The sequence below is a fragment of the Georhizobium profundi genome, from assembly GCF_003952725.1.
GTDB lineage: Bacteria > Pseudomonadota > Alphaproteobacteria > Rhizobiales > Rhizobiaceae > Georhizobium > Georhizobium profundi.
In genome coordinates this window covers 4,081,730-4,093,985 of record NZ_CP032509.1, presented here as the reverse complement: position 1 = coordinate 4,093,985, position 12,256 = coordinate 4,081,730, and the positions used below count along the sequence as shown (strand labels likewise).

Annotated in this window: 13 protein-coding genes; 10 read left to right on the top strand and 3 right to left on the bottom strand. The window is 62.1% G+C overall.

Features of this window, described 5'->3' with window-relative positions; translation table 11 throughout:
• Positions 1-27: 27 nt before the first annotated feature.
• The gene (locus D5400_RS19775) at positions 28-987 is read left to right on the top strand and encodes an ABC transporter substrate-binding protein (protein WP_126011987.1); all 960 of its coding nucleotides are present in this window, start codon (positions 28-30) and stop codon (positions 985-987) included.
• Between the two features lie 151 nt (positions 988-1,138).
• Positions 1,139-2,500, top strand: coding sequence for a GH1 family beta-glucosidase (locus D5400_RS19770; protein WP_126011985.1), 1,362 nt, complete (start codon positions 1,139-1,141; stop codon positions 2,498-2,500).
• Between the two features lie 9 nt (positions 2,501-2,509).
• On the opposite strand, the gene trhO is transcribed toward D5400_RS19770, so the two are convergent.
• On the bottom strand, positions 2,510-3,463 hold the full coding sequence (gene trhO / locus D5400_RS19765) for an oxygen-dependent tRNA uridine(34) hydroxylase TrhO (RefSeq protein WP_126013639.1): 954 nt from the start codon (positions 3,461-3,463) through the stop codon (positions 2,510-2,512).
• A gap of 129 nt (positions 3,464-3,592) precedes the next feature.
• Between trhO and D5400_RS19760 the strand changes: the two genes are divergently transcribed.
• From D5400_RS19760 to D5400_RS19750, 3 genes are all read left to right on the top strand, one after another.
• Positions 3,593-4,495, top strand: coding sequence for an N-acetylmuramidase domain-containing protein (locus D5400_RS19760; protein ID WP_126011983.1), 903 nt, complete (start codon positions 3,593-3,595; stop codon positions 4,493-4,495).
• A gap of 108 nt (positions 4,496-4,603) precedes the next feature.
• Entirely contained in the window at positions 4,604-5,242 is a 639-nt protein-coding gene (locus D5400_RS19755; RefSeq protein WP_126011981.1) for a 2-dehydro-3-deoxy-phosphogluconate aldolase, read from the top strand.
• Positions 5,243-5,327: 85 nt separating this feature from the next.
• The gene (locus tag D5400_RS19750) at positions 5,328-6,119 is read left to right on the top strand and encodes a tellurite resistance TerB family protein (protein ID WP_126011979.1); all 792 of its coding nucleotides are present in this window, start codon (positions 5,328-5,330) and stop codon (positions 6,117-6,119) included.
• Between the two features lie 18 nt (positions 6,120-6,137).
• Here the strand turns inward: D5400_RS19750 and D5400_RS19745 are convergent, their stop codons facing one another.
• The gene (locus D5400_RS19745) at positions 6,138-6,776 is read right to left on the bottom strand and encodes a TetR/AcrR family transcriptional regulator (protein WP_164527969.1); all 639 of its coding nucleotides are present in this window, start codon (positions 6,774-6,776) and stop codon (positions 6,138-6,140) included.
• A gap of 103 nt (positions 6,777-6,879) precedes the next feature.
• Between D5400_RS19745 and D5400_RS19740 the strand changes: the two genes are divergently transcribed.
• The 3 genes from D5400_RS19740 (at position 6,880) to D5400_RS19730 (ending at position 10,044) form a co-directional block, all read left to right on the top strand.
• Positions 6,880-7,311 carry an abscisic acid-deficient protein Aba4 family protein gene (locus tag D5400_RS19740; protein ID WP_126011975.1) on the top strand — a complete coding sequence of 144 codons (432 nt, stop codon included), beginning with the start codon at positions 6,880-6,882 and terminating at the stop codon, positions 7,309-7,311.
• A 10-nt stretch (positions 7,312-7,321) separates the two neighbouring features.
• Positions 7,322-8,170, top strand: a complete 849-nt coding sequence (locus tag D5400_RS19735; RefSeq protein WP_126011973.1) for a hypothetical protein — start codon at positions 7,322-7,324, stop codon at positions 8,168-8,170.
• Positions 8,171-8,265: 95 nt separating this feature from the next.
• On the top strand, positions 8,266-10,044 hold the full coding sequence (locus D5400_RS19730) for an SLC13 family permease (protein WP_126011971.1): 1,779 nt from the start codon (positions 8,266-8,268) through the stop codon (positions 10,042-10,044).
• Here D5400_RS19730 and D5400_RS19725 read toward each other — a convergent pair whose 3' ends face one another.
• Entirely contained in the window at positions 10,045-11,214 is a 1,170-nt protein-coding gene (locus D5400_RS19725) for a pyridoxal phosphate-dependent aminotransferase (protein WP_126011969.1), read from the bottom strand.
• A 94-nt stretch (positions 11,215-11,308) separates the two neighbouring features.
• On the opposite strand from D5400_RS19725, the gene D5400_RS19720 reads away from it, so the two are divergent.
• Together D5400_RS19720 and D5400_RS19715 are read left to right on the top strand one after the other, a co-directional pair.
• Positions 11,309-12,007 (top strand): GNAT family N-acetyltransferase, encoded by a 699-nt coding sequence (locus D5400_RS19720; RefSeq protein ID WP_126011967.1) that lies wholly within the window; start codon positions 11,309-11,311, stop codon positions 12,005-12,007.
• Positions 12,004-12,225: a hypothetical protein gene (locus D5400_RS19715; protein WP_126011965.1), complete on the top strand. Its 222-nt coding sequence runs from the start codon at positions 12,004-12,006 to the stop codon at positions 12,223-12,225. The genes D5400_RS19720 and D5400_RS19715 overlap by 4 nt, the downstream gene beginning before the upstream one ends.
• The last annotated feature ends 31 nt before the right edge of the window (positions 12,226-12,256 follow it).

Sequence of the window (12,256 nt, the reverse complement as noted above, 5' to 3'; positions counted from 1 at the left end):
ATGAGAGCTCAACACGGGAGAGAGACCATGAACTTGAAGCATTTCGCAGGAGCGCTCGCGCTCAGCACCATGATGATGATGCCGCTTGGCGCAAGCGCACAGGACGCGGAAACGGCCGTGATCGGCGTTTCCATTCCCGCCGCGACCCATGGCTGGGCAGGCGGCATGAACTTCCATGCCCAGGCAACCATCGATGCCCTGGAAGAGCGTTACGAGAACCTTGATTTCGTCCTTTCGACGGCATCGGATCCGGGCCAGCAGGTCTCCGACATCGAAGACATGATGGCGACCCGCAACATCGACGCGCTCGTCGTCCTGCCGTTCGAGTCCGAGCCGCTGACGGGCCCGGTTTCTCGCGTCAAGGAAGCCGGTAAGTGGGTCACGGTCGTCGACCGCGGTCTCGCCCAGGAAAACATCGAAGACCTCTATGTTGCCGGTGACAATCCGGGCTTCGGTCGTGTCGCCGGCGAGTTCTTCGTCGAGCGCATGCCGGAAGGCGGCAAGATCGTCGTTCTACGCGGCATTCCGACCACCATCGACAATGAGCGTGTCCAAGCGTTCGAAGCAGCGATCGAAGGCTCGGGCATCGAAATCCTCGGCATGGAACACGGCAACTGGAACCGCGACGACTCTTTCGAAGTCATGCAGGACTTCCTGTCGCGCTATCCTGAAATCGATGCCGTCTGGGCTTCCGACGACGACATGGCTGTCGGAGCGATCGAAGCCATCGCGCAGTCCGGCCGCGAAGCGGACATGTGGGTGCTTGGCGGCGCAGGCATGAAGGAAATGATCCAGCGCGTGATGGAAGGCGATGAGCAGGTGCCGGCAAACGTCACCTATCCGCCTGCCATGATCGGCACCGCGATCGAACTGACGGCGCTGAACTTTGTCGGCAACGCACCGGTATCTGGCGATTTCATCATCGGTTCGGTCCTGATCACGCCGGAAAATGCCGAGCAGTACTACTACCCTGACAGCCCGTTCTGATCCGACTCAACGGCGGACCTGAACAGCTTGAGCGGCCCCGGAGACGGGGCCGCTTTGCGTTGAGTAGCGCATCACCCAATGGTAGTTTCGCTCCATCGAGGCCCGATGCCAAATCGTGCGATGTGGACGTCCGAACTTCCAGAAAGCCCTTATGACACCGACAAAAACTCTCGCCGCCCGTTTCCCGGAAGAATTCCTCTTCGGCGTGGCAACCGCAGCATTTCAGATCGAAGGGGCGGCAAAGGTCGATGGGCGGGGGCCGTCCATCTGGGATGCGTTCTCGAAAATGCCGGGCCGCACCTTCGGTCGACATGACGGGGATGTTGCCTGCGACCATTACAACCGGCTGGATGCCGATCTCGATCTGATCCGCGATCTCGGTGTCGATGCCTATCGCTTCTCCATCGCCTGGCCCAGGATCTTTCCAGACGGACGCGGCGAGGTGAATGAGAAGGGGCTTGAATTCTACGAACGTCTGGTCGACGGGCTGAAGGCGAGGGGCATCAAGGCCTTCGCGACGCTCTACCATTGGGATCTGCCCTTGGCACTGATGGGCGATGGCGGTTGGACAAGCCGGGACACCGCCTACGCTTTTGCCGATTATGCCGATGTCGTCGCCCGCCGTCTTGGTGACCGGTTGGACAGCGTCGCCACCTTCAACGAGCCCTGGTGTTCGGTGTGGCTCAGTCACCTTTACGGCATCCATGCGCCGGGTGAGCAATCCATGGATGCGGCGCTTCATGCGCTGCACATGACCAACCTCGCGCACGGCTTCGGTGTTGCAGCCCTTCGTTCGGCAAGGCCTGATCTGCCCATCGGCATCGTCATCAACGCCCATGCGACTTTGGCGCTGACGGACAGCGAAGTGGACCAGGAAGCCGCCGAGCGTGCTTTTTCGTTCCACAATGGCGTGTTTTTCGGCCCGCTCTTCGATGGCGCCTATCCGGACGATTTCATGGCGGCGCTTGGCGAGAGGATGCCGACGATCGAGGCGGGCGACATGGATGCCATCTCCGCCCCGCTCGATTTCTGGGGGCTCAACTACTACACGCCGATGCGCGTGAAGCACGACGCGTCGAAGGGTGCCGAATTCCCTGCCGCCGTGTCTGTTGCGCCCGAGAACGTGTCGAAGACAGATATCGGCTGGGAGATCGATCCGTCAGCGCTCGCCTATATCATCCGCGAACTCAACCGGCGCTACGATCTCCCCGATCTCTATATCACCGAGAACGGCGCCTGCTACAATATGGGCGTCGAGAACGGCACGGTCGACGATCAGCCGCGCCTCGACTACATCGCGCGCCATTTGTCCGTGCTTGCCGATCTCATCGACGAAGGGTTCTCCATCAAGGGCTATTTCGCCTGGAGCCTGATGGACAATTTCGAATGGGCGGAAGGCTACCGCATGCGCTTCGGTATCGTGCATGTGGATTACGAGACGCAAATCCGCACCGTGAAGGCATCAGGCCATTGGTATGCCGAACTTGCCACGGCCCATAGCGGGCGCAACTAGCCGCCTGGCTCACTCACCCAGATGCCGCTCGCCACGCTTTTTGGCGAGCGCGATCTGACGCTCCCGTTCGCGGAACCGCGAGCGGTCTTCCTCGCTGCGCACATCGAAACATTGCGGGCAGGAGACGCCGGCCTCATAAGTTGAAGCGACCAGGTCTTCGGGTGAAAGCGGATGCCGGCAGGCGCGGCAAAGCTTCAGGTCGCCCTCGTCGAGCCCATGGCCGACCGATACGCGCTCGTCGAAGACGAAGCACTGACCTTCCCAGAGGCTCTGCTCTTCCGGCACATCCTCCAGATATTTCAGGATGCCGCCCTTCAGATGATAGACCTCGCCAAAGCCCTCCTTCTTCATGAAGGCCGATGCCTTTTCGCAGCGGATTCCGCCGGTGCAGAACATGGCGATCTTGGTCTTGTCCTTCAGTTCCGGATGGGCGCGCACCCACTCCGGAAACTCGCGAAAAGACTTGGTCTTCGGATCGATCGCCTCGCGGAACGTGCCGATGGCGACTTCGTAGTCGTTGCGCGTGTCGATCACGATCGTATCGGGATCCGAAATGAGATCGTTCCATTCGGCGGGATTGACATAGGTCCCTGCGTCGCGCTGCGGATCGATGTCCGTCACGCCCATGGTGACGATCTCTTTCTTCAGCCGCACCTTGAGCCGCAGAAAGGGCTGGGCGCTCGCCCGGCTTTCCTTGTGCATCAGGCCTGAGAATTCCGGCTGCGCGCGCAGATACTCGAGTACCGCAGCAATGCCGTGATCGCTGCCTGCGATCGTGCCGTTGATGCCCTCATGCGCCAGGAGCAACGTCCCGCGAATGCCGTTTTCGCGGCAGATCGCTTCCAGTGGCTCGCGAAAGCTCTCGAAACGGGGAAAATTCACGAAGTGATAGAGCGCGGCGACGAGAAACGGCCTCGCGGCTTCCTCGGCAGGGATCAGGTTTTCGGGGCTTTTCGTGCTCATGGCGGCCAGATAGCGCTTCACTGCCGCTTTCGCAATTATCCTGGCGCGGTTGAAATTCACGCGCAGCGTACCCGCCACGTAAAACGGCCGCATCCTCGTCGGTTTGCTGATCGGTGATGGAGGGTTGGAATGCTCACACAATCCGAAAAGGATGTGGTGAAACGTGAGGCGGAGCGGCTGCGCGTGGAGACCGCCGCGTTGATGGCGATCATCGAGATCGAAAGCGGCGGCCGGACGCACGCGATCGTTTCCGGTCGCGCCGAGCCGCTCATCCGGTTCGAAGGTCACTATTTCGATCGGCTCGTAAGCCCGGGCAACAGGGCAAAAGCCAGGGCGGAAGGTCTCGCTTCGCCTCGGGCCGGCGCAGTTGCCAATCCGGCGTCGCAGACCGCCAGATGGGCGCTGCTGAACCGCGCGATGAAAATCGATCGCGATGCGGCCTATGCCTCCACCTCCTGGGGTCTCGGGCAGGTGATGGGCGAGCACTGGTGCTGGCTGGGTTACGCAAGCGTCGATGCGATGGTCGCCGAAGCGCGCGCAGGCTTTGCGGGCCAACTGCGTCTCATGCTGCGTTATATCGAGAAGGCGGGCCTGACGGATGCCGTGCGCAGGCGCGACTGGTCCGCCTTTGCCCGGGCCTATAACGGCCCTGCCTATGCCCGCCACGGCTATCACACGCGGTTGGCGGCTGCTTATGCACGGCTGGCAGGCTCGCCCGGTGAGGGATCGCCTTCTCCTCGCCTGCTGAGGCTCGGCATGTCCGGCGCGGATGTCGCGGCGCTGCAGCGCCATTTGCTGGCAATTTCGCCGGACCAGCATGACGCGATCGCCGTGGACGGGGTCTTCGGTCCGCAGACACTCGCTGCCCTCAAAGCCTTTCAGCTTGGGGCTGGGCTGACACCCGACGGCATTGCGGGTCCGCTGACATGGGCTGCACTTGAGCGTGTCGCTCAAGTTCCGCCAAAGCACGATGCTGTGCAGCCTTGGTCCTGGCTGATTTCACTACTCAATCGATTGAACCCGTGGATTTGAAGCGTCAATGGACAAGGGGTGGCAAAATCGGTAATCCCTGAAGCCATTCTTGGCGGCTTTCGAGACGCCGTGATACAGCCGAAATCTGACCAGGGAAGACCCGACGCGATGAACGACAAGACCGATCGCCTTTTGGCAACGCTGAAGCTGCAGCCCGTCGTTCCGGTGCTGGTCATTGACGACGCGCGCGCGGCGGTTCCCCTTGCCCGCGCGCTGGTCGCTGGTGGGCTGAAGGCGATCGAGATCACGTTGCGCACGCCTGCAGCGCTCGAGGCGATCCGCCTGGTCGCTCAGGAGGTCGAAGGTGCGGTGACCGGCGCAGGCACCATCCTCAACGCGCGCAATTACGATGAAGCCGTCGATGCCGGTGCTCAGTTCATCGTGTCGCCCGGCACGACGCAGGAGCTGCTGGATGCCGCGCGTTCATCCTCCGTACCGCTCCTGCCGGGTGCTGCCACGTCCAGCGAAGTGATGGCGCTGCGCGAAGAAGGCTATGACGTCCTGAAATTCTTCCCGGCTGAGCAGGCCGGCGGTGCCGCCTATCTGAAGGCGCTGTCGTCGCCGCTGGCTGGAACCCTTTTCTGCCCGACCGGAGGCGTTTCGCCAGAGAATGCGCGGACCTATCTCTCGTTGCCGAACGTCGTCTGCGTCGGTGGCTCCTGGGTCGCGCCGAAAGCCATGGTCGAGGCCGGCGATTGGGACGGGATCACCCGGCTGGCATCCGAAGCGATGCTGCTCGCTCAATAGCGGCTGACGTCAAGCGACATTTGAATTCGGGTTCCGCCGTCATTATCTGCCGAGCAACGCATATGCTCCGCAGAAGGTAGACGCCATGCTCGACCCCAAAAAGCTTCTCGAACAGTTCCTCGGATCTTCCCGCGGGGGCTCGTCCTCCGGGTCCGATATTCTCGGCAAGCTCGGTGGGCTTGCGGGTCAGGGTGGCGCGCTCGGCAATCTTGGCGGTCTTGCCGGGCAGGGCGGCGGTGCTCTTTCGGGCAAGGCAGGCCAGGTGGCCGACATGGCCCGCAACAACCCCATGGCGGCAAGCGCGGTCATGGCGGCGCTTCTCGGCACCAAGACGGGTCGCAAGCTCGGCGGCTCGGCCTTGAAGGTCGGCGGCATGGCCGCGATCGCCGGCCTCGGCTATCTCGCCTATCGCAATTACCAGGCTGGTAAGGCTCCGACGACGATCGCCGGCCAGCCGCAGCAGGAAGTTTTGCCGCCGCCGGCCGGAAGCGGTTTCGATCTGGATCCGCAGCAGACCAGCGATGATTTCGCGCTGGCCATGGTGCGCGCCATGATCGCCGCCGCCAAGGCTGATGGCCATATCGATGCCACCGAACGGGCGGCCATTGTCGGCAAGCTTTCCGAAGACGGGCTCGACGCCGAGGAACTTGCATTCCTGCAGAAGGAACTGGACGGACCCGTCGATGTCGACGCGATCGTCGCAGCCGCAAAGACCGAGGAGCAGAAGGTGGAGATCTACACCGCCTCGCGCCTGGCCATCGATCCGGACACGCGCGCCGAGCGCGGCTACCTGGATTTGCTCGCCGGCCGTCTCGGATTGCCGGATGCCTTGGTGGATCACATCGAAGCGACTGTGTCCGGCGTCAAGACAGCCTGAGGCCTGATCGTCCCTGCGTCATGGTCGAGCTTCGGGCATGACGCGGGCAATGATGCTTTCAAGCGCCGCTTGGCGCTCCGTCTCCGAGAGCCCATCGAGCATGATCCGGCCGGAGATCATCAGATCCGATAGCCCGTGGACCATCGCCCAAGCGGCGATGACATCCACATCATTCGGCCGCGGCGGCGCTTTCGCATCCCCCCGCACTGCAGCCACATCGGCGGCGAGCTGCATGTAGGCGGCCTGCGCGCACGCAGCGAGATGGGCGTCGCTGTCATCGCGCCGCTCCGACGAAAACATCAGCCGAAACAGCGCCTGGTTCTCCCGCGCAAATGTGAGATAGCCGATCCCGGCGGCCAGCAGATTGGCCCGCGCGTCGACAGGCTGTGCCGCTGCCTTCACCCGGTTTTGCGTCTCGATGAACCGCTCGAAGCCCTGTGCTGCGAGTGCCGTCAGCAATCCGGCCGCATCGCCGAAATGGTGAGCCGGTGCCGCATGGGAAACGCCTGCGCGCTTGGCGCAGCCCCGCAACGTAAAACCTTCGATTCCCTTTTCGGCAAGCACGAGCTCTGCCGCCTCCAGCAGCGCCGCGCGCAGATCGCCGTGGTGATAGGGTTTGGCTGGCGTGGTTTTCTCGGAAACGACAATTCTCCTCACTTTCCGCAAAGACTTCCCATCTTTACGGCGTCAAAATAAACTTGACAACAGAAAGATGCATGCCATTCTTCAATCCTGACGCTGTCTAGATCAAAGGAGAGGCATGATGGTCGAGGATGCGTTTTCAGCTGCCAGCACGTTGGCAATGACAGGGTGGGTGACGCTCGCCGCGTCCCATTTCGGCCGGCTGCGCTGGATCAGGCCCTATCCCGAAATTATTGTTCCGCTGCTTCTTTCGGCCGCCTATGCCGCAATTATCTTGGCGTTCTGGACCAGCGCCGAGGGCGGTTTCTCGTCCTTGGCCGACGTAGCGCTGCTCTTCCGGACCCCGGAAATACTGTTCGCCGGCTGGCTGCACTATCTCGCCTTCGACCTCCTGATCGGCGCCTGGATCGTGCGTGCCAATGAGGTTGAGGGCCTGCCCTTTGCACTGCTGTTGCCCATCCTCGCCCTGACCTTCCTGTTCGGGCCGGTCGGCTATCTCCTGTTCCAGTCGCTGCGCCTGGCGCGATTCCACAAACTCGATCTTGCTTGAGAGGTCTCAGATGAACGCGTCCGTACTCGATCCGCAAATGCCAATGACGTCCTGGGCTCACGTCGCTTCCCTGTCCCGGCTGCGCCGCGACGAGCCGCTGTTCACGGCCGCCGGTCTGTTTCTGCTCGCCCTCATGATCCCGACGGGCGCCGCGTTGCTGATCGACACGCGGGACTGGGCCGGCGTTCCGGGATGGATCAAGCCGCTCAAGTTCCAGTTCGCGCTCGGCGTCTATCTGCTGTCATTGGCTTTCTTCGCCAGATACCTGCCGGAAGGACTGACCGCGCGTCGCAGCTATCGCATCTATGCCGCAAGCATCGTCGCGGCGATCATGGCGGAAATGGTCTGGGTGGGGGGAGCCGCCATGCTCGGCACGCGGTCCCATTTCAACATGGATGGCGTGGGCGGTATTCTCTACGGGCTGATGGGCATCCTCGCGCTTTGGCTCACGGGCGCCTCGGCCTATTACGCTTGGCAGATTGCTTTGCGACCCGCGCCTGGCGGTAACCGGGTGCTGAAGGAGGGGATCGTGCTCGGTCTCGCCATGGTGCTGCCCATGACAGCCGTCACCGCCGGCTACATGAGCGGCACGGGTGGCCATTTCGTCGGCACGGGTACCGGCTCGATCAACCTTGCGGTCCTCGGATGGGCGCGCGACGGCGGTGACCTTCGGGTGCCGCATTTCTTCGCGACCCATGCCCTGCATTTCGTCCCGCTTGCCGGTCTTGCCATCTCTGCCTGGATGGGACTGAAGGCGATCTGGGCTCTCCGCTTGTCGGCACTGCTCTACATTGTCTTCGTTGTCTTCGTCTTCTGGCAGGCGCTCCAAGGCCGCCCCTTTCTGCCCTTCCTGGGTTAGCCTTCTGTCGCTCGGTAATGCTAAGCGACAAACGGAAGGCGCGGCGGAACAGAACCGCCGTGCTTCCGTTTTGCGGCGTTGCTTGAGGGGACTTCATGACCGCGTTCATCGTCGACTACCAGGCCTACATCGCGTTAGGCCTGCTTGCTTGCATGTTTGTCGGCTTCTTCACGGAACGCTATCCCCCCGATGTGATCGCAGCTGCGGGCGCGGTCGTCTTCGTCATCATCGGGTTCGTCTCGGCCGACGAGTTGCTGGATGTCTTCTCCAATCCTGCACCGCTCACGATCGCTGCCATGTTCATTCTGTCCGGGGCGCTCGTTCGCACCGGCGTTCTGGAGACGATCTCCAACAAGGTCATCGCGCTATCAGGCAAACGGCCCATGCTGGCGCTGCTGCTCCTCCTTGCGATCGTTTCCGTCTCCTCGGCGTTCGTAAACAACACGCCGGTCGTCCTCGTCACCATACCGATCATCATCAAGCTCGCATCCGCCATGAAGATCGCTTCGACGCGTCTTCTGATCCCGCTCTCCTACGCGGCGATTTTCGGTGGAACCGTGACCTTGATCGGAACCTCCACGAACCTGCTGGTTGATGGCGTCGCGCGCGAAAACGGACTGGCGCCATTCTCGATCTTCGAAATTACGCCGGTCGGCATCGTCGTCGTCCTCGTAGGCTGGGGCTCCCTCCTCGTTCTCGGTCCCTTGCTTCTCCCGCACCGGGAAGGCGGCGGTGCCGAAACCGTAGAGTCGGCGGATCCGGTCTATCTGAGCGAAGTCATGATCACGGCCGCCGCGAAGATCGAGAACAAACCGCTGAAGGACATTGCTGCCTTGAACCGTGAGTCGATCCGGATCGTGTCTGTGATGCGTGGCGGGCAGAAGCTGAAGGACCTCGACGACGTGCTCCTGACGACAGGCGACCGCCTGGTCATTCAGGCCCCGGCCTCAGAAATCCTGACGCTGAACGAAGAAGACGGGTTCCGCGTTGGCCCCCGGCGCGGGATTCGCAAGCTGGAAGACGGCGTGGTCGTGGAGGCCTTTGTGGCGCCGCGTCGTCACAGCGTGGGCCGGACGCTCGCCGAGATGGGTCTCGGCAGTCACTTCGGAGCGCGCGTGCTCGGCATCCACCGGCCGAACCACAATGCCGGCGCCGATATGGCAAGCGTACGGTTGCGCCCGGCCGACCGGCTGCTGATCGAAGGACAGGAGGAGGGGATTTCGCGTCTTGCGGAGGAGGCGAACCTTGTCTCCATCACCGCGTCTGAAGAGCGGTCCTTCCGGCGCAGCAAAGCGCCGATTGCCATTGCCGCGTTGATGGCGGTCGTGGGTTTTGCCGCCTTCAACGTGATGCCCATCGAGGCCTTGGCCTTCATTGCCGTCGTTGCGATCCTGCTTTTGCGCTGCATCGATTCCGATGAGGCTTGGAGCGCTGTCGATGGCTCGATCCTGATCCTGATCTTCGCCATGCTGGCTATCGGCACGGGCCTTCAGAACACCGGCGCCATCGAGCTCGTCGTTTCGCTCATATCACCCTGGATCGCGCAGATGTCGCCCATCATCGCGCTTGTTGCCGTGTATGCACTGACCTCGTTCCTCACCGAAGTCGCCAGCAACAACGCGGTCGCCGTCATCATCACGCCGCTGGCCATCGGGCTGGCTGAAAGTCTCGGCATCGACCCTCGAGCTTTCGTCGTCGCAGTCATGTTTGCGGCGAGCGCGAGCTTCGCCACGCCGATCGGCTACCAGACAAACACGCTCGTCTACGGCGCAGGCAATTACACCTTCGCAGACTTCCTGAAGATCGGCGTGCCGATGAACATCATCATCGGCCTCGCCACCTGCGCTGCGATCGTCGTGTTTTTCGGTCTTTGATCAGCGGCTGAGGAAATCACCGATGCGCTCCAGCGCGCGTTCGATGTTCTCAGCCGAGTTGGCGTAGGAAAGGCGGATATAGCCCTCGCCCAGAATGCCGAAATCCGGTCCGCCGATGAGCGCGACACCGGCCTCGTCGAGAAGCGCTGCTGCCAGCTTCTTGGCAGGCCAGCCCGTCTCCTTGACGTTCGGAAACGCGTAGAACGCACCCTTCGGCGTGGCGCAATCGATGCCGGGCAGGGCGCGCAAGCCATCCACCACGAGCTTGCGGCGCTGGTCGAAGGCGGCCATCATTTCGTCCACGGCGTCCTGCGGCCCATCGATTGCGGCGATGCCGGCAAACTGGCTCGGCGCATTGACGCAGGACCAGCAATTCACCGCGAGCTTGCGCACCTTGTCGTAGAGCCCATTTGGCCAGATCGACCAGCCCATGCGCCAGCCGGTCATCGCCCAGGTCTTCGACCAGCCATTGAGCACGATCAGACGATCGCGGATCTCGGGAAACTCCAGGAGCGAGGTGTGCTTTTCGCCGTCATAGGTCATCACGTCATAGATCTCGTCCGACATGATCGCCACATGCGGATGGTCGGCGAGACCCTTGACCAGCTTCTCGATCTCGGCGCGTGGCGTGATCCCGCCCGTCGGGTTGGCCGGTGAATTGAGGATGAGGAGCCGCGTCTTCGGCGTGATCAGCGACAGCGTCTCTTCCGCCGAAAATGCAAAGCCCGTTTCCTCGCGGATGGGAACCGGAATGGGCGTTGCGCCGGTGAACTCGATCATGGAGCGATAGATGGGGAAGCCTGGATCCGGGTAGAGGATCTCGCTGCCCGGCTCGCCGAACATGACGATAGCGGCATACATGGTTGGCTTGCCGCCCGGCATGATCATGACATTTTCGGGTGACACCTCGACACCCGTCGTCGACAGCGTGCGGCGCGCAACCGCCTCGCGGGTCGCCAGCAACCCGGTCGCCGGCGTGTAGCCGTGATGGCCGTCACGCAGGGCCTTGATCGCCGCTTCGACGATGTGCTCGGGCGTCTTGAAGTCCGGTTGGCCGATCCCGAGATTGATGATGTCGCGTCCCTCATTGGCAAGCGCGGTTGCCCGCGCGAGCACGGCAAAGGCATTTTCCTCGCCCATCCTGTCGAATGCGGGCACCGTTGCGATCATCTCAGTCTCTCTCCCTGTCGGCGATCGTGTCGCGTTGTATTTTGAGAGACGTTGATGTCTTATCCGGCCGCGAAGATCAATGAAGCGAAAGTTCATGCGCGATTTGGAGAACTGGACGGGCTGCAAGACCCCTGAAAACGTGCGGCTCAAGGGCCGGTTCGTGACGCTTGAGCCATTCAATGCGGCGTCCCATGGACAAGCGCTTTGGGATGCCTTGGGTGGTGCCGATGCGATCAACGATCGCCTCCACTACTTCCCGAACCCGGCCTATCATTCCGTCGCGGACTTCATCGGCTGGCTCGAAAGCGTGCAGGAAAACTGGCGCACGCTCGTGGCGGTCGATGCGGCGACGGGAAGCGTCCTCGGCATGGCAAGCTACATGCGCATCGATGCCGCGAACGGCTCGATCGAGGTGGGGGCAGTCGCCCATGGCGCGGCAATGGCGCGAACACCCGCAGCCACCGAACTGCACTATCTCATGGCGCGGCACGTCTTCGACGATCTCGGGTATCGGCGCTATGAATGGAAGTGCCACAACGACAATCAGCCCTCCAAGCGCGCGGCCAAGCGTCTCGGCTTCACATTCGAGGGCGTTTTTCGCCAGCACATGATCTCCAAGGACAGGAACCGCGACACCGCGTGGTATGCCATGATCGACAAGGATTGGCCGGTGATCCGTCAGGCTCTGGAAGCCTGGCTGAGCACTGACAACTTTGATCCAACCGGAAACCAGCGGCAGACGCTGGAAGACATACGCGCCGCTCTCATAGCGGGCGAAAGGACAGACCGTTGAATAAGTCGGACCGCAATTCGGCACTTGCCGCCGCCGCTATCCTCGCATTCGTAGGCCTCGGCTTTTTCGTGATGCCGCCTTTGATGATCCAGTTGTCGGAAATCTCGACCTGGTTGGCCTATGGCGTGGCGGTCTTGTTCGTCCTCGCCTTCTTTGCAATCTTCTGGCTGCGCGCCCGGCAGCAGCGCCGCAACGAGCGCTCGGGCCCAAGTCGCTAGACCGAGCCGTTAAGCCTCCGCTAGACCGAGC

Bases quoted from the DNA above. Each gene is read 5' to 3' on its own strand.
- D5400_RS19770 (WP_126011985.1), top strand. From the start codon at position 1,139: ATGACACCGACAAAAACTCTCGCCGCCCGTTTCCCGGAAGAATTCCTC.
- trhO (WP_126013639.1), bottom strand. From the start codon at position 3,463: ATGAGCACGAAAAGCCCCGAAAACCTGATCCCTGCCGAGGAAGCCGCG.
- D5400_RS19750 (WP_126011979.1), top strand. From the start codon at position 5,328: ATGCTCGACCCCAAAAAGCTTCTCGAACAGTTCCTCGGATCTTCCCGC.
- D5400_RS19720 (WP_126011967.1), top strand. From the start codon at position 11,309: ATGCGCGATTTGGAGAACTGGACGGGCTGCAAGACCCCTGAAAACGTG.
- D5400_RS19735 (WP_126011973.1), top strand. From the start codon at position 7,322: ATGAACGCGTCCGTACTCGATCCGCAAATGCCAATGACGTCCTGGGCT.
- D5400_RS19775 (WP_126011987.1), top strand. From the start codon at position 28: ATGAACTTGAAGCATTTCGCAGGAGCGCTCGCGCTCAGCACCATGATG.
- D5400_RS19725 (WP_126011969.1), bottom strand. From the start codon at position 11,214: ATGATCGCAACGGTGCCCGCATTCGACAGGATGGGCGAGGAAAATGCC.
- D5400_RS19760 (WP_126011983.1), top strand. From the start codon at position 3,593: ATGCTCACACAATCCGAAAAGGATGTGGTGAAACGTGAGGCGGAGCGG.
- D5400_RS19755 (WP_126011981.1), top strand. From the start codon at position 4,604: ATGAACGACAAGACCGATCGCCTTTTGGCAACGCTGAAGCTGCAGCCC.
- D5400_RS19740 (WP_126011975.1), top strand. From the start codon at position 6,880: ATGATGGTCGAGGATGCGTTTTCAGCTGCCAGCACGTTGGCAATGACA.
- D5400_RS19730 (WP_126011971.1), top strand. From the start codon at position 8,266: ATGACCGCGTTCATCGTCGACTACCAGGCCTACATCGCGTTAGGCCTG.